General features: G+C 48.6%; 20 protein-coding genes. 16 read left to right on the top strand and 4 right to left on the bottom strand.

Translation table 11 applies throughout. From position 1 onward, the window contains the following. Positions 1 to 244 precede the first annotated feature (244 nt). From Q0698_RS11480 to Q0698_RS11470, 3 genes are read left to right on the top strand one after another with little or no spacing between them, the layout of a single operon-like run. The gene (locus tag Q0698_RS11480) at positions 245 to 568 is read left to right on the top strand and encodes a hypothetical protein (protein WP_298636776.1); all 324 of its coding nucleotides are present in this window, start codon (positions 245 to 247) and stop codon (positions 566 to 568) included. Continuing rightward, entirely contained in the window at positions 568 to 945 is a 378-nt protein-coding gene (locus tag Q0698_RS11475; protein ID WP_298636774.1) for a hypothetical protein, read from the top strand. Before Q0698_RS11480 ends, Q0698_RS11475 begins: the two co-directional genes overlap by 1 nt. 11 nt (positions 946 to 956) lie before the next feature. Continuing rightward, positions 957 to 1910 carry a DNA cytosine methyltransferase gene (locus Q0698_RS11470; RefSeq protein WP_298636773.1) on the top strand — a complete coding sequence of 318 codons (954 nt, stop codon included), beginning with the start codon at positions 957 to 959 and terminating at the stop codon, positions 1908 to 1910. Here the strand turns inward: Q0698_RS11470 and Q0698_RS11465 are convergent. Further along, positions 1907 to 2968, bottom strand: a complete 1062-nt coding sequence (locus Q0698_RS11465) for a transposase (protein ID WP_298636772.1) — start codon at positions 2966 to 2968, stop codon at positions 1907 to 1909. The genes Q0698_RS11470 and Q0698_RS11465 overlap by 4 nt on opposite strands. A 376-nt stretch (positions 2969 to 3344) precedes the next feature. Between Q0698_RS11465 and Q0698_RS11460 the strand changes: the two genes are divergently transcribed. From Q0698_RS11460 to Q0698_RS11450, 3 genes are all read left to right on the top strand, one after another. Then, positions 3345 to 3743, top strand: a complete 399-nt coding sequence (locus Q0698_RS11460; protein WP_298636770.1) for an MbcA/ParS/Xre antitoxin family protein — start codon at positions 3345 to 3347, stop codon at positions 3741 to 3743. An 8-nt stretch (positions 3744 to 3751) separates the two neighbouring features. Then, the gene (locus Q0698_RS11455; protein WP_298636769.1) at positions 3752 to 4411 is read left to right on the top strand and encodes an RES family NAD+ phosphorylase; all 660 of its coding nucleotides are present in this window, start codon (positions 3752 to 3754) and stop codon (positions 4409 to 4411) included. A 71-nt stretch (positions 4412 to 4482) separates the two neighbouring features. Further along, a complete protein-coding gene (locus Q0698_RS11450; protein ID WP_298636767.1) occupies positions 4483 to 5373 on the top strand; it encodes a 3'-5' exonuclease in 891 nt (296 codons plus the stop codon). A 1104-nt stretch (positions 5374 to 6477) separates the two neighbouring features. On the opposite strand, the gene Q0698_RS11445 is transcribed toward Q0698_RS11450, so the two are convergent. Then, a complete protein-coding gene (locus Q0698_RS11445) occupies positions 6478 to 7080 on the bottom strand; it encodes a hypothetical protein (protein ID WP_298636766.1) in 603 nt (200 codons plus the stop codon). A gap of 140 nt (positions 7081 to 7220) precedes the next feature. On the opposite strand from Q0698_RS11445, the gene Q0698_RS11440 reads away from it, so the two are divergent. The 3 genes from Q0698_RS11440 (at position 7221) to Q0698_RS13350 (ending at position 8980) form a co-directional block, all read left to right on the top strand. Continuing rightward, complete coding sequence (locus Q0698_RS11440) at positions 7221 to 8078, top strand: DUF4942 domain-containing protein (protein ID WP_298636764.1); 858 nt, start codon at positions 7221 to 7223, stop codon at positions 8076 to 8078. 54 nt (positions 8079 to 8132) lie between these two features. Continuing rightward, positions 8133 to 8636, top strand: a complete 504-nt coding sequence (locus tag Q0698_RS11435; protein ID WP_298636763.1) for a hypothetical protein — start codon at positions 8133 to 8135, stop codon at positions 8634 to 8636. A 92-nt stretch (positions 8637 to 8728) separates the two neighbouring features. Continuing rightward, positions 8729 to 8980: a helix-turn-helix transcriptional regulator gene (locus tag Q0698_RS13350; protein WP_366140334.1), complete on the top strand. Its 252-nt coding sequence runs from the start codon at positions 8729 to 8731 to the stop codon at positions 8978 to 8980. Here the strand turns inward: Q0698_RS13350 and Q0698_RS11430 are convergent. Continuing rightward, positions 8958 to 9566 carry a hypothetical protein gene (locus Q0698_RS11430; RefSeq protein WP_298636762.1) on the bottom strand — a complete coding sequence of 203 codons (609 nt, stop codon included), beginning with the start codon at positions 9564 to 9566 and terminating at the stop codon, positions 8958 to 8960. The two genes, Q0698_RS13350 and Q0698_RS11430, sit on opposite strands and share 23 nt — an antisense overlap. A gap of 22 nt (positions 9567 to 9588) precedes the next feature. Here Q0698_RS11430 and Q0698_RS11425 point away from each other — a divergent pair, with 22 nt between their 5' ends. The 4 genes from Q0698_RS11425 to cas12c all read left to right on the top strand — a co-directional run bounded on the left by Q0698_RS11425 (position 9589) and on the right by cas12c (position 16097). Next, positions 9589 to 10380 carry a hypothetical protein gene (locus tag Q0698_RS11425; protein WP_298636761.1) on the top strand — a complete coding sequence of 264 codons (792 nt, stop codon included), beginning with the start codon at positions 9589 to 9591 and terminating at the stop codon, positions 10378 to 10380. 2 nt (positions 10381 to 10382) lie between these two features. Further along, on the top strand, positions 10383 to 10856 hold the full coding sequence (locus tag Q0698_RS11420) for a hypothetical protein (protein ID WP_298636760.1): 474 nt from the start codon (positions 10383 to 10385) through the stop codon (positions 10854 to 10856). Between the two features lie 451 nt (positions 10857 to 11307). Then, the gene (locus Q0698_RS11415) at positions 11308 to 12324 is read left to right on the top strand and encodes a CRISPR-associated endonuclease Cas1 (RefSeq protein ID WP_298636759.1); all 1017 of its coding nucleotides are present in this window, start codon (positions 11308 to 11310) and stop codon (positions 12322 to 12324) included. Continuing rightward, positions 12321 to 16097, top strand: coding sequence for a type V CRISPR-associated protein Cas12c (gene cas12c / locus Q0698_RS11410; protein ID WP_298636757.1), 3777 nt, complete (start codon positions 12321 to 12323; stop codon positions 16095 to 16097). The genes Q0698_RS11415 and cas12c overlap by 4 nt, the downstream gene beginning before the upstream one ends. A 186-nt stretch (positions 16098 to 16283) precedes the next feature. Here the strand turns inward: cas12c and Q0698_RS13345 are convergent, their stop codons facing one another. After that, positions 16284 to 16724: a GIY-YIG nuclease family protein gene (locus Q0698_RS13345; protein WP_366140333.1), complete on the bottom strand. Its 441-nt coding sequence runs from the start codon at positions 16722 to 16724 to the stop codon at positions 16284 to 16286. A gap of 268 nt (positions 16725 to 16992) precedes the next feature. Here Q0698_RS13345 and Q0698_RS11405 point away from each other — a divergent pair, with 268 nt between their 5' ends. The 3 genes from Q0698_RS11405 (at position 16993) to Q0698_RS11395 (ending at position 19534) form a co-directional block, all read left to right on the top strand. Then, positions 16993 to 17814, top strand: a complete 822-nt coding sequence (locus Q0698_RS11405; protein ID WP_298636756.1) for a hypothetical protein — start codon at positions 16993 to 16995, stop codon at positions 17812 to 17814. Positions 17815 to 18017: 203 nt separating this feature from the next. Further along, entirely contained in the window at positions 18018 to 18722 is a 705-nt protein-coding gene (locus Q0698_RS11400; RefSeq protein WP_298636755.1) for a hypothetical protein, read from the top strand. Next, positions 18719 to 19534 (top strand): hypothetical protein, encoded by an 816-nt coding sequence (locus Q0698_RS11395; RefSeq protein WP_298636754.1) that lies wholly within the window; start codon positions 18719 to 18721, stop codon positions 19532 to 19534. The genes Q0698_RS11400 and Q0698_RS11395 overlap by 4 nt, the downstream gene beginning before the upstream one ends. Positions 19535 to 19542 lie beyond the last annotated feature (8 nt).

Here is a 19542-nt window from a genome sequence, read left to right as displayed (position 1 = left end):
CCCTATTAAGATTTTCAATAGCAGTTGGATTTGTCACTACGAACTTTTTATCAAATGAGCTAGTTGCCATTTTGTATCCAAATTTACCAGTTAGTCAGTTAGTCAGTTGAGTTAGGGCTGATTATAGTAAAAAAATCTTTACATTGCTATGGGTGATTTTTCGAGTTACAGGTGTTGTTGAATAAGCGAGGTTGCATTTTTTCAAGTGTCGGTAAGCTGTAAGCATAACCAAGGAGAAAACGTTTTGGCTATTCGAACCCCTGTTGAAAAAATCATGAGCATCAATATTGACGGCCCTGCTGGTAATCCAGTGATGTTATTCGCTGAAATCGCGCCGCTCTATGAGCGTCGATACGGGAGACATACCGCGTCGATGTTTGGCGAGCAGCTATTTAGTGGTGAGTTTGACTACGAAGAGATACTACTAGCGATTGAGGTAGAGCTCGGTGACACATTGGTCTTCGAGTCGGTTGAATCACACTACCTGAACTTATTTGATGACTTGGATCGATTGGCTGATGTCGCTGATCGACTCGAGGCGATGAGCCGTCGTAAGGAGGTGGCGTAGTGAGGCGGGTTAGCTTTGAAGATCGTCTAGCACGCATTCAGTGTTCGGAGGATATAGGGGTTGAAATTAAGCGGGCGAAGCGGGCAGCGATGAACGCACGGAAAGCGGTGTCGGTGGCGGCCTTGTTGCTTAGCGAGCTTGAGGAGGCTGAGACGAATGAACTCTTCCAGAGCGCCTCAGAGCGAGATCCTGACCTTGCAGCGAAGGTCTCTGTAGCGAAAAGAGACTTGCTCAGTAAGCGAGCGGATGAGCGATTTAACGACCGGGTATTGCGTCGTCTTCGCCAGGAGATGTTTTCAATTGAGTCAACGCTCATTAGCCAGCATCGCGAGGCGGCTTTCGGTGGTCTAGCGCTTGCTGAAATTCCAATATTCTAGGAGGACACGGTATGCTGACAGTGTTGACGAAAGTTGGGAAGAACAGGGAAAAACCGCGAATCTTCATCGAGGGTAAGCGATTATTGGCCGCGGGATTGGCGTATGAGCAGCGATTCGATGTCACGATTACCGCCTCAGAAATACGGTTGCAACGCAACGACGAAACTGGGGAGCTGGGGATCTCAAAACGATCACGCCGCAATATACCTTACCCTATCTTAGACATTAATCGTGCTGGGTTAAGCCAGTTCAACGCGGGAGTTGGCGCACCGATTGAGGTTGTCATCAGCGGCAATCGAATTATTATTCGGACGCTGACTAGCCAACTGGGGTACGTGAAGTCAGCCAAGCGTGTGCAGTCTGGCAGAGTGCTGCGTGTTGCCTCGCTGTATCATGGGTTAGGTGTGCTCGATGCGGCAGTTCGACAGGGCATGGCGAAAGAAGGCCTTCGCAGTGAACTGGTCTTGGCCAATGAATACTGTTCAAAAACCGTCGACGTCGCAATGAAAAAAGAACCTGGGGCGCATTGGATTAATGGGTCGATCGCTGAAGTTAGCTTACAGCGCTTACCTGACGTTGATGTCGCGATTATGGGTCCACCGTGCACGGCAGCATCGCCGCAGGGGATTTCGAGTAAGGGCTTGAAAAAGCCGGAAGATGATCCCTTGGCTGGTCAACAGGTGGTTTACTACTTGTCGTCTATCTTGGCGATGACGCCTGCGATCGTCGTGATTGAAAATACCGAGAACTACCGCAACACCGCCTCGGCATCGATCGTCAGGTCGGTCTTGGCGGATCAGGGTTTCGTGATCGATGAGGCTGTGCTAGACGGGAATGATTTTGGCGCCTTGGAAGCAAGGAAACGCTGGGTTTTAGTGGCCAGACACCAGGCTTTGTCGCCCTATGAACTCGAGATCACGGAGTCACAGGGTTGTATGAATACCTTGACATCCTCCCCGCCCTAAAGGACGGGGATTCCTCCTGCGAGACGCTCATGCCCGAGCGCAAGAATGTTTAATGCTGCGTTGATATCGCGATCGTGGGTGACACCACACCCACTACATTGCCATTCTCTTATTCCAAGCCCTGCGATACCTTTCGGCCGCTCCGGTGGCTTATCGCCACACGAAGAACAGGTTTGGGTGGTGTAACACTCATTAACTTCTTCAAAAACAATACCTGCGTGATCGCACTTATATTCCAGCATTGTTTTGAGTGTTGACCAGCCGGCATCAAGTACCGATTTGGCCATCCGTGTTTTAACGAGTTTTTGACTACTGACATCGCCGACGAAGATAGCGGCATTTTCATCCACCAGGCGACGACTGAATTTGTGCAATGCATCTTTTCTGCGATTGGCGGTTTTGGCATGAATAGCTTTAACGCGTTGCTCCTTGTTGGCTCGCTGAGCGACTGCCAATTGCTGCTCGGACTTCCGATACCACTGGACTGCCTCAAGCTCAGTACCATCCGAACACTGGGCCAAGGTTTTCAGACCCAGATCAATGCCAACTGAACCGACACCTTCTGATTGCTCTGTTTCAATCTGAACCACAACATTGAAATACCAGCGACCTCTGGCGTCCTGGGTGAAGCTACCTGCCCGAAAGTCATACTCGCTCAAACCGTAGCTGTCCCACACCTTAAAATACTGACCGGCATAGCGTACCTGGCCATTCACCCATTGTGCAGCGCCCTTTTTAAACGGTATCCATCCCAATGAGCGCTTGGCTCCGCGAGATACCCGCCAGCGCAGTTTGGCTTTTTTGAACTGTTTACGACGGATAGCAAACTCTTCAGCAATCGCTTGAATGGCCGTGCTATCCAGTAGCATCAGCTTGGACGCACCTTTACTGTACTTCTGGAGATCGTAGCCTGACAACCACTCGCCAGTACGCTGCAAATGTGTGTAACTGAGTTCGTTGTAGAAATTCCAGACAAAATTAGCCTCACGCGCCATTTGGTCGAGCAGCTTAGCGTGCTTGTCGCGAACGCGAACTTTGAGGCTTTTTGTGTGAGTCATACGCTGTATATTAATACAGTGTGGCTATATCAGCAATACTACGTATTGCCCGCTATCCATCCCCTGCCTGAAGGAAGGGACTTTTCGCGGATTATTGGTAAAGGAGCGAGCTCGAGGTTGTTTAATCGGGGATGCCGTAGCGTTGGATGGAGCGTTAGATGAATGTGTCAGACTAGGATGTTTGGATAGTCGCGCAGTAATAACTCGTTCGCTAAAGCGGGCAATGGAGCTTAACTTTGGTGGCTCAAAGGGTTGGGTGCGAAAGCGTGATCCGAAAGGAGGGTATCGCTATTATAAAACAGCGGTTAAGCTGTCCAAAATTAAACAAATGTGATATAATTGTTTAAAATTAAACTTATCGATGATCGGAGGGATTATGAGCAACGTTATTTTAGCTAGACAACGACCAACTATTAATCCGGGTAAGGCTTTTAAGTTGGGCAATAATATTTTGACGAAATGGGGCTGCTCTAACACCGATAAAATGGCCATCATGGGATTAAAGAAAGGAACGTTTTTTCGGTATTTAAAGGATGAATCTGTGGTCTCGTTGAGTGGGGATCAGCTAGAGAGGTTGAGTTACTTAGCTAATATCCACCAAGCGCTACGGTTGGTGTTTTCAAACCCAGATAATGTGTACGGTTTCATGAGCATGGAAAACCACAACCCATTCTTTAATGGTCGCACACCACTATCGATTATAAGTGGGGGTAGCTTTGGGGCGCTACACGACGTCTACAAACGGATTGATGCGCTGCGAGGCGGGCAGTGGTAGCTGCGCGTATGGTGACGCGTTCGCATCAAGTTGGGTATCGGTTGATCAACTCGAAATTTCCTCCGGTTTCGTTATTTGATGATGTGGCTGACGAGGAGGATTTTGAGTTCGCCTTTGAGCTTCAATCGTTGACAAACCCCCGACTTTTGACGGAATTGGGAGACCTATCAATACTGCCATTGAGTCAAATACCATTCGGTATTGAAGGGGTGAATTACGCGACAGCTCCGTTTACTCATGTCACTGAAGACGGGTCACGCTTTAGCGATGGCTCGTTTGGCGTGCTGTACATGGCCGAGACGGTAAATGCGGGGATTTCAGAAACTCGCTACCACACGGAAAACTATTTTCGAAACGTACAAGATTTGAAATACGACACCATTGATATGCGTTGCCTGAAGGTGACCTTCTCTGCTGAACTGATTGACGGAAAATCAGAAAGTGCGATTCACGATCCGAATGATTATTCGTATTCTCGAGGCTTTGGGAAAAAAGCCTATAAGGATAAGCGAGCTGGTATCGAATATAACTCGGTGCGGGAAGATGCTGCGGTGTGTTGGGCTCTTTTCTCGCCTCAGTATGTAGAAGAAGTGGTGCAAACTCGCCACTTTGAATACAAATTTGATGGGGAAGCGATTGTTACGGTGAGAGAGCTGGTATTAGAGTAGTCGTTAAAAGCGTGTCGACCGAGGAATGAGCTCGACATATTTGATTGGTTAGCTAAGGGATTATGAAGCTGATGTTGAATTCAACAGTTATATCTACACAATTTCCAATGGACCGGATAGAGGACATCAAGGCCGATCCATCGCAATTCCGATTACTTGAGAAAGTGGCTTTGGGGGGGCAACTTCCTGTAGCGCTAGCTGATCCAGTCGGAGATGAACGTGCCATGTGTCTACTCGATTTCGAGACGACCGGCCTATCATCGCAGACCGATAGGATCATTGAGCTCGGAATGATAAAAGTCGATTATAGCCCAAGCGCCAATCGAGTTACTCGAGTCCTTGATTCAGTGAGCATGTACGAAGACCCTGGCATCCCTATTCCTGAAGTGATTACCCAGATTACCGGCATTTGCGACGAGGATGTTAAGGGTAAGGCGATCGATGAATCGGTGGTCGAGGCGTGGATGAAGGAGTGTGGGTTGGTTGTCGCGCATAACGCTGGGTTTGATCGTGGCTTTTTTGACAAACGCTTTCCTCACCTAAACAGTCTACCGTGGGCGTGCAGCTTAAAGGATGTCGATTGGCGTGAGTTGGGGTTTGAGGGCAACAAGTTAGAGTATCTGCTGTTGAAATTGGGGTATTTTTACGACGGTCACCGAGCTGAAGTGGATTGTTTTGCGATGGCATGGTTGTTCCACCTTGTCCCCGAGTCTTTGGCGATGCTTCGGATCAACGCAGGACGGGTCGAGCGAGTCATTAAAGCGGTGAGAGCACCGTTTGAGGTAAAGGATTCGCTAAAAGGTCAGGGATACCGTTGGAACGGAGACAAAAAATACTGGCACAAATCAGTAGATGAAAGCGAACTTGAGGAGGAACTGTTGCGTTTGGGCGGCCTTTACGATCTGACTCGTTTCCCGCCTGATGTGACGGAGACAGTGACGGCAAAAAATCGATATAGCTAGCCTTCTCGTAGTAACTCCTCGCCCTAACATCTTAGGGCGGGATATGAGGAATCCAAGTAAGAAACCATTAACCAAAAACGCCAAATCCACCACTACAAACTTAGATCACACTGATGGCGCGTTGGCCAAAACCACCACAAACTTAGATCCAAGGTATGTTCGATAGCCAAACCACCACAAACTTAGATTATTAAATCGCCGCCGTGCCTACAACCACCGCAAATTTTAGGTTTTCCTGTATTGATTTGCCTACAACCACCACAAACTTAGATCGTTAAGCTACACGTCAGGCCCACAACCACCAAAAACTTAGATCGACGACTGGATAATGATGCCCACAACCACCACAAACTTAGATTGCAGTTCTTCAAAAAGGCCTACAACCACCACAAACTTATATTTCGTGGGTCACGCGCCCACAACCACTACAAACTTAGATCCTAGCTGTTTTAAGCAAGCCCACAACCACCACAAACTTAGATTAATGCTGAGTGTTAGAATGCCCACAACCACCACAAACTTAGATTTTAATGTTTGGGTTTTGCCCACAACCACCACAAACTTAGATTAATGCTGAGTGTTAGAATGCCCACAACCACCACAAACTTAGATTCCCCGGATGAGGAGTGGCCTACAACCACCACAAACTTAGATTAACAGCTCCAAGGCCTTTGTCAACACTGGCTAGTTGTGTTACTAAAGAGTGGTGAAACAAGGCGATATAGCGTTATATTAACTGCAAGAAATTATCAACAAACCCCGTCCTTCAGTTTCAAAGGGGGGAATGTCAAAAACAATGATAGCTTAGTCGGAGTGTGCTGCATCATGGACCTATACTTAACTACAACCTACACACTCGGTTTTATCGTCGCCATGGCAATATTTTGGGACTGCAGAACTGAGGGTATGAGTGCTATTGCTGCGCTGCTTGTATTCGTGAGTGCGCCGTTGTTTTGGCCTTTTCTCGGCATGCTTTTAGTAACTTATTTGTTGTTCAAAATATCGTGGATCGTTAAGGGAGTGGATCAAAAAACCGACAGAGAAAGGTGGGTGACGTATGACGCTAGAGAACGACGATTCATTGACGCTGATCGGTAGCACTAATCAGTGTTCAGGGTCGCCTCTTCTTCGCAATGACAGCAGCGCTGTATCAATCACGACTAAGCGAAACGCCTCGATAACATCGTCGTCAAAGAACTCAGTGTGCATTGCAGGAATGTCATCCAAGGTCACAATGATAGATTGAGTAGGAAGTAAGGGGTGCTCGCATAGAAAGACCACATCAATGATCTCTTCTGCCGTGTTTAGCGCTGCGATATTAGGGGTGATGAACTGGTTTTTACGCAAGCTAGTTAGGTTGAGTGTGTTCGGTAATTTAGCCTTGACGTGAGTGTCCGGGTAGTCCTGAAAAGCGACGGCTGCAAAGACTCGAATAATATCATCGCGGTGGAGTTCTTGGGCTAAGTGCCTATGTAGCCACTGAAGTAAATCCAGCTCTCCGGGTGTTAGTGGTATTTCAGCGTTGGGGTCAAACTTGTTAATCTTGGCGGCGTCGTAAAACGGGGTGACCTCGATCGATTCGTGGCTAGAAAGATCAACCATTGTATCGATTTCCAACTGATCATCGGCGAGGAAGACCACAAAGCCCTGGTGACGATCACCAAAACTGTCCTCGTAGACTTCCTCTCGAATTACCCATCTCATCACGATTAGTCTTTCCCATAGTTGATTTGCTATAGAAGCTTATCATCACCGTCCCGATAATACATAGAGGGTTTGAAGCCGGTACTTGCATTGTTTCGTTTTAGGTTAGCTTGGAGTGATCAAAGCGAATGAGGGAAATAACAATGGACGTCTCAAACTATCAACGAACAGAAGAAGGTGGGCTTCCCGTCGAAGGGCAGGGAGAGCTTGAGCGCCTATTGGTGATTAGGGAACGAGTATCGGGACTCGTGAGCGATCTAATTACAGCCATCGATACGCTCAATAGTGTCCTTCCAGCCAGCGAATTGCGAACAAAGAGACTAGGGCTGACGTATCAGCCCGATGCGGAGTATCTGGCCAATTTGGTTCTCAAGGAACTAAATCAATACAGTGACAAAAATCAGAGCCGTGCTGACCGAGTAGCGCGGAATATTGATTGCCTTTTTTGGCGTCGAGCGATGGATGATAGTGGGCTAGGTGAATTCATGTCAGCGAGTGTTCGTGACGCGTTTGACCGCTCACTAGAAGAAAATGAATTGAAGTTCGATAGATCGCGAGTCTATCAGCAATTCGAGTCCTTAGTTGGCGCTCATCAAGCAATTTTTGTTTCGTCGGTGATTGATGTTTTTGACTCACTGGCGCCAAGATTTAAAAGTAATGACGGGATTAGCTTCGGGGATAAATTGATCTTCCCTAGCTACTTTTCTAGCGGGACCTATAGCCAATTGTGTCACACACAGGTTGATGATCTCGAAAGGCTTATTCGTTTAATCGAAGCTTGTCCCGTTGCACGAAACGAGTCGAGCGCCACGAAAATCCGCGAAGCGTTTAACAACGGTCTCAATACCTATGAAGACAGGCTATTTTCGGCGCGAATGTTTCATGGCAACCGGAATCTACACCTAAGCATTAAGTCAGCGGCAGCACTCTCGCAAATGAACCAGATCCTTGCTCGGGAAAAGGGTAACTGCCTCGGTCACAGAACCCGTAAACGCGCCTAGTTGCGTTTCTGTAAAGCTCGATATGATGGAGCCATCACTAACTAAGAGGATTGGATGATGGGAACTCAAAATATGTTGTGTGTTGAAGCGGTGGCGAAAGCGTTATCTGTGGTGAGTCAGGAATTGGCATCATTAAGCGAAGCGAAGGCCGAGCAGATAACATCCGTTCGTGCTCGATTATTAAGGGAGCTAGATCGTTCTCTTTCAACACTAAAGTCGCTGGATTCGCCAGCAATGATGTATACCCTCCAATACAGCGTCGAGCATGGTGTGAGTATTGATCGGTTAGGGGTGGTATCAAATCCCGAGCAGGCGTTAATGTTGCTCATGAGGGACGGAGACGACCCGTTCAATCCTATGGCCTATATTGGTGAGATCGAGACGGACGATGGCACTTGGCCTTACCATGATGTTGAATGCGTGGAAGACCTCGAGGCCTTCGACTTCGATCACAGGATCGACCTGTTGCGAGCGAGTGTTGCACGTTGGTTCAGCGGTGAGCTTGATGATTTCTTCGCCGAGAGAGAGTATTCGTTTGGGTTCATGCCGGTGAATTAGTTCGCCAACACGCGCCCCCCAGCGTGCGAGTAGGTGAAAGGCCTACATTTTTCATTTAAGATAACGTGAATTATTAGGAGTACGATAACACAATGCTTTCTGATCGTAATATTGAGTGTTTACAACTTGCAGCATTGGGTTATAGGTGCAGAGAAATTGGGGATAAGATTGGAATATCCGAAAACACGGTTAAGTTCCACATGAAAACCGTGAAACGCGCCTTGGGTGCAAAAAACACATATCATTGTGTCTCCATCGCCATCGCGTTAGGGGTAATCAAGCCTGATAATCGGAAGGCGAGACAACTCGTAAAGCGTGCTGCTAGTCCAAGTCGTAATCGCTGAAATGTGCTGCTGACTTCCTCATCGCCTCTTGGTTTCGTGCACTCCAATCTCTTCCAAGATAGCTCAAGCTGATATGTAGTGCCTGTCCGTCATTGTTCACAACTTTGAGATCAGGTTCTCCTGCGCCTGTGTTGCCAAGGGTAACCCGTTGGATGATCTGCGTTTCTGCCGGGCGAATGAGTAAGGTCTTGGTTGTATTACAACAGGGAAGATGAAGGCGCTTTTCATACTGAGGTGTGCTGAATACTTCTCCCTCCCAGCCTTTCGCGAGATACCTTGTCATCATTGCAATGGCCACAGCAGGGCTTAGATCACACTCATTGTTAGGAATCGCATCGGGGTGTTTTGAATCATGGGCGAAGTGTGCAATACGGCCCGTTGGATGGCGCATCAACAATGGCGCTCGGCAGCTAGGACACACGCAGTTGCAGCGACGACCATTCAACGCCAAGGGGCTGCTTGGATCGATATATTTTGCTGTGTCGCGATGAATTCCGAACGGGATGAGTAACTCCATACGCTTAATGCTGGCCTCAGTTGCATTATTGGGATCAACAGTATGCTGGATGGGTAAAAGTAAGATCAAGCTCATTCATAGGGAGATAAAAATGTCTTTTCAAACTGAAAGCGTCATTGTGGCGTGTAGTAATGCTAGCGGTGAAGCGGATATGTTTGTCGCAACAGGTATTGAAGTCACTTACGAACAGTATCAGGTCGGAATCCACTACGATCTCGCAAAGGAAATGGCGGCCGATGAAGGTTACGGTGGTCCAATGGTCTGCTTCGATAAGAATGAAGTGGCGAACATTGATCGGGTCATGTCTGAGATTAACGGCGATTCGATGGAATTTGAATTGTTCGATGCGGCGGAAGGAGAGGATGCACCGTCAATTAAGGGGCGAGTGGATGTCTGTGATGTGTCTGGCCTGTGGGTACATGTTGAGGGATATGGTAATTACTCAAGCAAGGTGGGAGAAGGGTATGTGGCGTGTATCGAGCTATACGACGGAGAGCTTAATGCGCGACTGTACAATGACATTAATGTCGACGACCCAACGTTGGTATCGCTCGAAGATGCGAAGGAGCGAACCAAAGAATCATCGATATATTTACTGTCGCCTAAAGGCTATTGTTTTGTGTTGCATTGTCCTGAATACATTGGCGAGAGGTTGTTAGCCTCAGCGTTAACGTCGTTTGGCGTCTTTACCGACCGCGAGGCGCTATTACGTCATTACCTGAATGAGAATGGCGTTGAAGCGATCCCGTTCGAAGTTCGTCAGTCTCTCGACTATGACGATTTACGCTTTGAGTTTTCGGGGGTTAACGAGGTAAGCGATGAGCCATTTCCTTTTCCCTCCTGGTCGGCGCTTTGCGATTTCATCTCGGGCTTCGAGATGTAGCCATGAAATGCCGTATACACGTTAATCAGCATGTCGTTGCGGCAAATGCGAAGGCAGGACCTATTCGTCCTGTCTTCACTGCCAAAACATATAAAAGCAACCTGAAATCCAACGAAGTCGCCCTGTTTTTTGGCGAGGAAAGAGTCGCGACGCTACGTTACAGTGCGACGTTCAAAGGTAGGCCAAGTGGCGTGAAGGGGCGAGTTTGGATTGATGTTGCCAGTGGCGATGTGATTGAGGTGCTCAAGCCAACAATCAAACGAAACGATAAAGACAAGTGTTACCGGCAGCCGCCAATTCATGTGATGAAAGCAGACGGATCGAGTCGCTTTGTCAATGCTTACAGTTTTACGTGTCCTAACAGTACGGGATCAATCGCTGAGTTGGTGTACCGGCCATTAAAGCCGCTAAGCTGCGGCGCAAAGGTGTGGATTGAAACCGACGATCTGTATTTGCGTTTGGCATCCGCTATCTAGCCCCGCTTAGGCTGTTGCGTATCGCAGATCTCTTAATAACAATTTGCGGTTCTTTTAGCTTGCCGGCTACCACTACGAGGGCTTACTGATTACGCTTACTACAGAGAACGACCGGCATATCCATGCCAAATCCACTACAATCTTGATGCGCCAAGTACCGCGAATGCCTGCAACCACTACGTACTTGATGCTACTTGAACCAACGTTGCCTGCCACCACTACACACTTGATGAAACTTGCCTTTAACCCTGCCAACCCACTACGCGCTTGATGAATGTATAGCGCTTCCTGACCAAACCACGTACTTGAATGAACGCATTAGCCGTAAAGCCTGCAACCACTACGCACTTGATGCTAACGCTCTAAAAGTTCGCAAAACACCCACTACGCACTTGATGTTAACAGTTTTTAAGGCTTTGTCAAAGCTGACTAACTGTGCTATTAAAGAGTAATGGAACAGGACGATATAACGCTATATCAGCTGCGTAAATTTATCAAAATGAAGGTGGGTTCAGGTTGGTGGTATTACATTCCTTACCTGAGCCAAATCACGCATATCAAGTCGAGCGTGTATTCACTGCGCTACCAGGGCGGTGAGTGCCAGATCGATTTATCGTCGGCGATTAGTATTTTATTTCTTGGCGAGTCGGGCGACCTCCCGAGTAAGTTTCTATTTGCGTGTCGTAAACATCGCGTTTCCTTAACGCTGACATCGACCCATCTGGATGAACCGATGGTATTCCACCCGCATGTCCGTGCAGATCGATACGATTTACTCACAAAACAGTTAAAGACACGCGACAACATTAAGCGGCAGGCTGCCGTATCAAAGGCGTTAATTCAGGCGCAGTGGTCAGGGCGTTCTTGGCTGGTCAATTCAGCAAATCATTATGGCGTGGAACTGAAAATATCAGGGCATGTCGACGATATTCGGTTGGTGGAGGCTCGCGCCGCCGCGCTGTACTGGAGAAAGGTCGGTGTGTTGCTGGATATATCAGGATTCAAGCGCAGTCAGCCACACCCATTAAATTCGCTGCTCAATGCCGCTTACCATTTTGTTGCGGGGGTATTAATGCGCTGGGTGTTGCATCATGGGCTTAGCCCGTATCATGGTTATTTACATACCGCGACGAGTTATCCGGCGCTGGTGTACGATTTATTGGAACCGTACCGCGGTCGGATAGAGCGTGTCGTAATCGACGCCTATCGGGAGGATTCCTCCATTGGGGTCGATCAGGTAATTGACGGGATAAAGGCGTGGTTTGATACCGCAATTAAGACCGAACCAACGCGTCAAGAAGTTCGCGGAGCACAATTGTTACACGGGGTAGTGTTAAGTCTTCGGCACTACCTCTTGGATTTGTCAGAGGAAGGCAAACGAAATCGATTCAACGTGCCGATTGAGGTGGATCGATTCCCACCGGGAAGAAAAAAGGTGGCGTTCAAAATACCAGGGAGCATAGGATGAAAGATAAGAAAACTGTAGGTCAAGAGCGGAAGTTAAACTGGTTCGCGCCAAGTGGTTTTGCCGTGAAGGAGCCGGGCTTAATCGAGAAGATTGTCTCGGAAACTGGCGTTAACTTGCGAGAGGGTAGAGCGGCGTTCAGTGGGAAGTTCGCTCGGTTAACCAATACAGAGAAAAAAGAAGGTCTCAGTGACCTAAAAACAATCACAGTTCCCTGTGACAACATACCCAGTCAGTTTTTCTTCGATCATGTTGAGCGCGACTATATGACGTTGTTTTCCAACAACCAAGATAGTTTGAGCTATTTTCTGGTCGCCGCGCACGCGCTTGGTTTTAGAGTGTTTGCTTCGAGCGGGGCAAGGGCTAGCTACGCTGCGTTGAGTGTCTTGTCGGACGATAACATTCAAATTGCGAAACAGCTCGCCGCCCACAATTTAACGCTGCCGTCGTTTACGGCTTCGTCCTTCTATTCGGCGTTTACGACGCCAGTAAAGGGTAAAGATGAGATTATCTTAAGCGATGCGATGAACCGATTGTCAATGTCATTATTGGGGAGGTTGGGTCAACGCAACGAATCGGCGTTCAAGCCTGAAGATGTGTTACTTCATCGCTGGTCGAATCTACTTATTGAGCAATTTGGTACCTGGGCGAACCTTCTCAACGACATCGATGGGGTCCTGATCGCATTGAAGGACGAACTCTCAGCATTGGGTATCTATTCGCTGATCGCTTCCGGTGTGGAGAAGTATGTCGAAGTACGTCGGTCACTGACGGAGGTTGGTGAGGACGCGAAGGCACTTAAAACGTCCACCATCCACTTTGATGAGAGCGCATCGAATGAGTATACCGAGGACTATAGCTTAATGTTGCTCGCTGTGGTCCGTCGATACGCGCGCGAAGGTGCGTTACTGGATGCGAACATCAAGAATTACACAAAAGAAGCGATAACCACTGCCAATGGTAATGGGTTGGGGTGGTTATTTAACAAGGGTATTAAATCGTTTCGCACGCTGGAAGTATCGAAGCTGGCTGTTTTACTAGGGGTGCCGGAGTGCTCACTGGATCGGTTGAACGTCTTGGTTGATCTGGCAAAAAATCTTCCAGCCGTATCTGCCGTCGACGATGGAGCTGTGTCAGGATCACGCGCCAAGGTGCAGGGCAGTATCGATTCAGCGGTGGCGAATTTACTTGGTCGAGCGCTCTCTGATCTAGAGACGCTGGAAGCTTTTGATATGGCTCCTACGACCGAATTTTTGGACGAACTCAGTGAGTGCGATGATGCGGAAATCGCTCGGGTGCTGGGCGCCATTGACCTAACGGTCGAAAACGTATCGGACATATCAGCCGAGGTGTCGGTGGTGATTGCTGAGGCAACGCGAGCACTTGAGGTGTTGTTGGGGCGAATTGATGGAGACTTAGCGTGGTCGGTTGAAGCGCTGGCGCGTTACGATAGCGCAAGTGATCTCGTGGGCGGGATAAAGGGTGCGATTGATGGTGCAGCAAAGCGCGGTCGAATAGCGAAGATGAGCTCGGCGAAACTTCCACTGGTTAATCGACTTCCCACCTTTAATGCGCGAGTGCCATTGGCGGAGCTACGTCGGAACAATCGCGCTACGTTGGATGTCGCTAAATCGGAGTGGAGTGAGGTATTCAACGGCCTCGCTACGACGTTTAGCTTAAGTCTTGATGCAGCGATTGATGTCTTAGGACAACAATTTGGAGGAGCTGGAGAACTGGCGGGACGAACAACTGCGTTGCGGTTTGTGTTGAACCGTTTATGTCGACTGGCTTATCAGGGCAGTGATGTGTTTCGAGGGGAGTTGATCATCGAACTGATGAACCAAGGTGTCATCGGTAGAACAAAAAAACAGCGCAGAGCGATGAAAAACTTTGTCGAACGACAGGACGGAGTGGTGTTCTTGCACCCCTTAGCGACGCGTAAAAAACCGCTGATCTCGCTCGATCTAAAGGTGATTGACCTGACGGGGTTATTCGCGGCCTTGGAACAAAAATTAAGCAGTGTCGAAGCTGAAAAGGTTAATGGGTTAAAGGCAACGATTATGCTGGGGAATCTGCCAGCGAGGGTGGGCAAATCAGAGCTCCCTGAGTTGCTGGTAAAATCCATCAATGACGACAAGGATGTTGCGAGTCGTAACACGATTCAAAAAACCATCTCGCGCGTCTGGCTCAGTAAAATTAATGGTCTTGAGCGAAACCTCGCCAAAACCCAGTTTACCGATAAATTAAGTTTGTCCTTTGGTACCAAGCAGGCGTTTGCGCTGTCGCCTAATTTGGATCGGCCATGGTACTGGCAGTCGAGTTGGTCAGACAACCCTCGATTGTCGAAGCTACTGGGGTTCGTGGTGTTTGAGGACGAAGAGAAGGGGCTGATTGATACCAGACAAACCCTAAAGGCCATCACGAAGCTAAAGTGTGAGGCGGCTACAAGCCTGCGTGAAAGTGTGGGCGATCTGCTGTCGTCGATGCCGCATAAGTGGGTCGCGTTGGTGGAGGTAAAAGGCATGTCAGAATCAGCCCAGTCGACGGTGCTAGGGTTCGACGCAAAGGGCTTTAAGATGATGAAAGGCTCGGTGACCCCCATTAATTTGAGGACAACGCGCTATGCGTCAGAAGTCCAACGGCGACTGAGTGAAGCGCTTCGAGGTAAGGTGAAGCTCAGTCCACCGAGCATTAAGGTGGTGCGCTCATTTACCGTCGAGGACCAGGGTGACGTCAAGGAACAGGTCCATAAGCGCACGCTATTGCTTGATGTGCCGATTACGAGTGTGGTTGATACCTCAGAGCACAAAGTCTGGTGTCCTAATGTCGTGATTGGCGTCGACCCAGCAGAGTCGGGTTTCGGTGTCTCAGTGGTCGATATTGATTCCGGTAGCGTATTGGATGCCTGTTTTATTTCGGTGAATGCGATTACACGTTACTACCAGTTGACGGAAAAGCATCGACAGGCCCACCAGCCTAAAGCTGCTTATCGCTCGCCCTATTCCAATCACCTCGAGCTGGCTCGAAAAGGCGCGATGGGAATGGTGACCAATATGCTCGATAAGTTAATCCTTAAGCTGGAAGGGATTTTGGCGATTGAAAGTGTGAGCCAAGAGTCGGTGACGATACGAAAGTTTTGGGAGCATGTCGCTCAGCTTTACGCGTTTGGTGATAACGGGGCACAGAACGATGTACGAAAACAACACTGGGGCGGTGGGTTTACGTTTTCTACGAATCTGTTGCGAAGCGTGCGACTACCGACAGGGAAAATAGCAGCGCCGAAGCCGTTTAACGGCGGGCCGGGAACAACCGTCAGTGGCGCCTTTACTTCATCGATCTGTCCATGCTGCGAACGTAACGGCGTGATGGCACTTAGGTCGGCGATTGCCGACGCAGAGGAGATCGAAGTCAACGGTGGGCGTTTACGTTTTGGTGATCATGTTATGAAGGTTGATAAGCTGGACCAGAATCACTTGGATATTGTGTCGAGTCGACATATCGAGCGCAGCTACTCACCGATTCGGTCGATGGATCGACAGATTATCAAGCCAGGTAGTAAGGCCGAGAAAGACCTGGTGCGATCGTTACATAAGTCAGCTCGACGGTTGCCAAAGTATCGAAAGACGACGGGATCTCAGTATAGCGAATATCATTGCCTGTACGAGGATTGTGACTACGTTGGGCACGCCGATGCAGCGGCCGCCATCAATATTGCAAGGCGACTCGTCAATAGCTTAAGCGTCGATGAAAAGGCGCTGGAAAAGACGGTTGCATAGTCATAGAAAGTGTGTAATATTAATTAAACCAACGGAGCTTTATTGTGGTTCTGCCACAACAACGACTCATACGTGAGGACGCCACGAGCTCCGTAGCGCGGCCGACGCTCTACAAAAATCGGCCAATTATTCCAAAACCCAGTTTCTTATGAGACTGGGTTTTTTTATGGGTCATTGGGTGACATTTCAATGGTCAGCATTCCGACTAGCGATGCCCTCTCTTCTTTTGCTCAGCCAGAGCTGATATTTGCCTTTGATCAGTCTTTTAAGCTCTTTTTGATTTAAAGGCCTCATTTTACTCATGTCGGCAGGCGTAACCGCGTCTAACTGGTCGTCCCAGCTTGCTGGGTATTCATCAGCACTTAGACAGTATCCAGATCCTCTTATATTTCGAAATCCCTTTAACTTTGCAAGACGGAGCGTGCATTGTTTTTCTATGTTTTTGAACACACTCGGATGATTGGAACACTCGCTGCAGTGCAAAACTGCGATGGGTGGATATTTTTTTGTCCACGCTGAGCCCGTCTTACCGTTCATTTTGAAATGAGTCCAAAGGCGCAGCCCAATGTCCTTAGCAACACCCACGTAATACTTTTCTGATTCGAGTTGTAATACATAGACATACATGATTTCAGTCCACACCTTCCGCGATCGATGAGCTCACAAACGTTGAGATACAGATGACTAACTATTGCCATAACAACCACTACCCTACCAAGGTAACAGCTATTAGTTGGGTGTAAAGGATTAAGCGCTTCGTGGTATTGATAGGATCGTAAGCTTACGAAATCATCCGATTGAGTGAATGTGTGATAGGCCGAAAGCTGACGATTTAGGCGTGGTTGCGTTTCTGCTAGGACTGATAACTTATAAACTCACTAGCAGGAGAATCAGGATGAAAAATTTAAACAAGAAAGGCGATGTGGAACTAATTTGGGAAGCTCGCGATGAGGGTGAAGGTGTGATCGGTTGCTTTCAATTTACTCACGATGCGATAGATAAGTTGGAGCGCGTTGCACGCCACTTGAACTCGATGGTTGCCTTTGCTGAGGTTGATTTAGTTGCCTTTGCTCGGATTGATTTAGTAAAGATCGGTGCTCAGGCGACGTTCAGTTTCTCGAACACTAGCGCTTTACTGGCGAGCGAAGGGTCATTGGAAGCCGCGCACGCTGATGCTGCGGCCTGCCTAAACGAAACTTCAGACGGGGATAATCACGGGTTTACGCTGGCCTCAGTCGATTTGTACAGGGATGTTAACGGCGAGTGGCGTATCTCGCCTGTGGCAATCTATAAGGATGGGGCAGAGTCGTCAGGTTATGACGTTTCATTAGACTTTCTTAAGAAGGAGGCGCGCAGGTATTTTAGCCATTTTGTCAGCATCTATAGCTGTATAGAGGGCGAGCATGTGACGCACGATCATAAGGCGCTTGAGTTGCCGCTGGATAAGATTGACGAGGTGCGCTTGCTTGAGAACACGATTGACCCTTACGTGGGATTTAATGGGTGTCTATTCGAGACCTACGGTGAGCAGGCTGAGTTGGTGCAGCAGGCCTTCAATGAAGACCCGAGCCGCGTTTTCAAGTATGAGGAAAGCGATGGTCAGTTAACGATTACCCGAGGAATTGGCGGCGATTGTATCGGCTATCTGATTGCGGAACGACCTACCTATGGACATATCCGCTTTGTGGACGCTGTGGACCAACCCTCGTTGGTGTAGGTAATTCTATGCGTCTCTGCCCCTATTGGGCAGCGTCGCATCAGATCCATAACGGGAAGTAGTTTAGATTTATAGGTAGACGTTACACATCGAGAAGGAAACCGACAATGAGATTGTTAAACCCAGAAAATACTTGGTCTAATCACCTTAAACGAGTGCCCACCAATGAAGATTTGTCGAGGTGCAGATCGACGAGCTCATTGATGCACGGGGCGTGGCTGCTATCAGGTTCGAGTGAGGCTCACCGAAACAGCAAAGCCCGAGTTTGGTGCCCCACTGACAAAACCCTGTCCAGAGAGCTTATTGACGTCAAAACCCAACGTTTGGTGACGGCGCTGGCCCGTGAGTGCGAGGAGGTGCTGAGGCGTGTCGAGGTAGAGCATTCAAAAGCACTGAGAAAGCGGAAATGGCGCAAGGCCAGTATGCGAGGGGTATTAAAGCGGATGTCGATACTCGGAGGCGGAGGAGTCACGGTGACGGGTAGAGATTTCTATGAAGTGGTGGCGCTCTCGTCAACGGGTGAAATCGGTGGCGAGAAGGAGCTGTCATTGTCCATCATGTGTTTCGATAGTGACGGAATAAGCGAAAAAACGGTGTTCACGTTCACGTATCATGCGATGGCCAGGCTGGTTGAGCGCTGGGGTGGCGAAATCGATGGACAATTAGTGAATATCTTAGCCGCTAGCATGTTTCACGCCTTAATTAATGACGCGGATGATCGTGACGAAATCAACATCTATTGGTGGCGGAAGAAAACCATCGATCTGTACATCGAAGGTGTTGGGCTATTCATTATTGCATCGGGTTATGTGGTGACCTTCGTTGGGGATGAGATGTTGTCGTCAAGGCAGAAAAAAGAAGTGGTCTCGATAAGTCCTGAACTATCGGAACGGGAGGATACTGAATGAGCAGTACGGCGAACGTCGGCCTCAGTGAATTCCGCTCCAGAACGGTCGAGCTCATGAAATCACAGATGTTCGAAAGTGACGTCGGGATCGAACCGCATATCATTGAAAAATATAGTGATAGCTTGAAAGTATGGAGTCCGACCACGGGGCGATTATCGGCGCAACTCTGCATGACAAAATCGCGGCGATTGGTTCGCAACATCGCTAAAGAAAGTGAGCGAGTAATCGAGCGGATGATGAAAGCTCACGAGAAGGCTAATAGTAAGCGAAAGTGGCTAAAGCAAAGTCGCAAGGATACTCGCAAAGCGATGGCGGTGTTTGGGGGAGGCTGGGAGATTAACTGTAGCAAGAAGTCCTATGATCGAGTCACGTTAATCGATTTCCAGCCCACCGATAACGATGACGATAGGCGTTGTAGCTTAACGCTAGTGAATCTGCATTTTGACTGCACGGGCGTACAAGTGACGGGCCTATTAAGCTATACGTACCACGCCATTGCTCGACTCATAGGTCGATGGGGCGGGGAGATAGATTACGACACCCTAAACCTGCTGGCCGTTTACATTGACCTTCAGCTCGATGCGTATACCGATGGGGATAGGGACGCACGCTTGGTCGATTGCTTTGATGTCTATGTGCCGGGTGTTGGGTCCTTCATTGTTGAGGACTCAGTGATCTTAACGTTCATCGGTGAAGACATGCTTGATGAGGAACAACTTGTTCCCGTTAGAGTCGGAAAAATAAAAACCACTAATGATGGCGGGTGTCGCGATGACGCTACGCATTGTGATGCTAAAATAGCATCAACGTAGCGCCTGTG

The organism is uncultured Umboniibacter sp. (assembly GCF_947497555.1).
In the GTDB taxonomy this organism is placed as follows: domain Bacteria; phylum Pseudomonadota; class Gammaproteobacteria; order Pseudomonadales; family DSM-25080; genus Umboniibacter.
The sequence above is the reverse complement of the archived record's forward strand: the minus strand, read 5'-3'. Positions and strand labels throughout refer to the sequence as shown.

Coding starts and splice junctions, on each gene's coding strand:
- Q0698_RS11425 (WP_298636761.1), top strand. CDS start 9,589: ATGTCTTTTCAAACTGAAAGCGTCATTGTGGCGTGTAGTAATGCTAGC.
- Q0698_RS11450 (WP_298636767.1), top strand. CDS start 4,483: ATGTTGAATTCAACAGTTATATCTACACAATTTCCAATGGACCGGATA.
- Q0698_RS11400 (WP_298636755.1), top strand. CDS start 18,018: ATGCACGGGGCGTGGCTGCTATCAGGTTCGAGTGAGGCTCACCGAAAC.
- Q0698_RS13345 (WP_366140333.1), bottom strand. CDS start 16,724: ATGTATGTCTATGTATTACAACTCGAATCAGAAAAGTATTACGTGGGT.
- Q0698_RS11460 (WP_298636770.1), top strand. CDS start 3,345: ATGAGCAACGTTATTTTAGCTAGACAACGACCAACTATTAATCCGGGT.
- Q0698_RS11420 (WP_298636760.1), top strand. CDS start 10,383: ATGAAATGCCGTATACACGTTAATCAGCATGTCGTTGCGGCAAATGCG.
- Q0698_RS11435 (WP_298636763.1), top strand. CDS start 8,133: ATGATGGGAACTCAAAATATGTTGTGTGTTGAAGCGGTGGCGAAAGCG.
- Q0698_RS11415 (WP_298636759.1), top strand. CDS start 11,308: ATGGAACAGGACGATATAACGCTATATCAGCTGCGTAAATTTATCAAA.
- Q0698_RS11470 (WP_298636773.1), top strand. CDS start 957: ATGCTGACAGTGTTGACGAAAGTTGGGAAGAACAGGGAAAAACCGCGA.
- Q0698_RS13350 (WP_366140334.1), top strand. CDS start 8,729: ATGCTTTCTGATCGTAATATTGAGTGTTTACAACTTGCAGCATTGGGT.
- Q0698_RS11455 (WP_298636769.1), top strand. CDS start 3,752: ATGGTGACGCGTTCGCATCAAGTTGGGTATCGGTTGATCAACTCGAAA.
- cas12c (WP_298636757.1), top strand. CDS start 12,321: ATGAAAGATAAGAAAACTGTAGGTCAAGAGCGGAAGTTAAACTGGTTC.
- Q0698_RS11405 (WP_298636756.1), top strand. CDS start 16,993: ATGAAAAATTTAAACAAGAAAGGCGATGTGGAACTAATTTGGGAAGCT.
- Q0698_RS11395 (WP_298636754.1), top strand. CDS start 18,719: ATGAGCAGTACGGCGAACGTCGGCCTCAGTGAATTCCGCTCCAGAACG.
- Q0698_RS11465 (WP_298636772.1), bottom strand. CDS start 2,968: ATGACTCACACAAAAAGCCTCAAAGTTCGCGTTCGCGACAAGCACGCT.
- Q0698_RS11440 (WP_298636764.1), top strand. CDS start 7,221: ATGGACGTCTCAAACTATCAACGAACAGAAGAAGGTGGGCTTCCCGTC.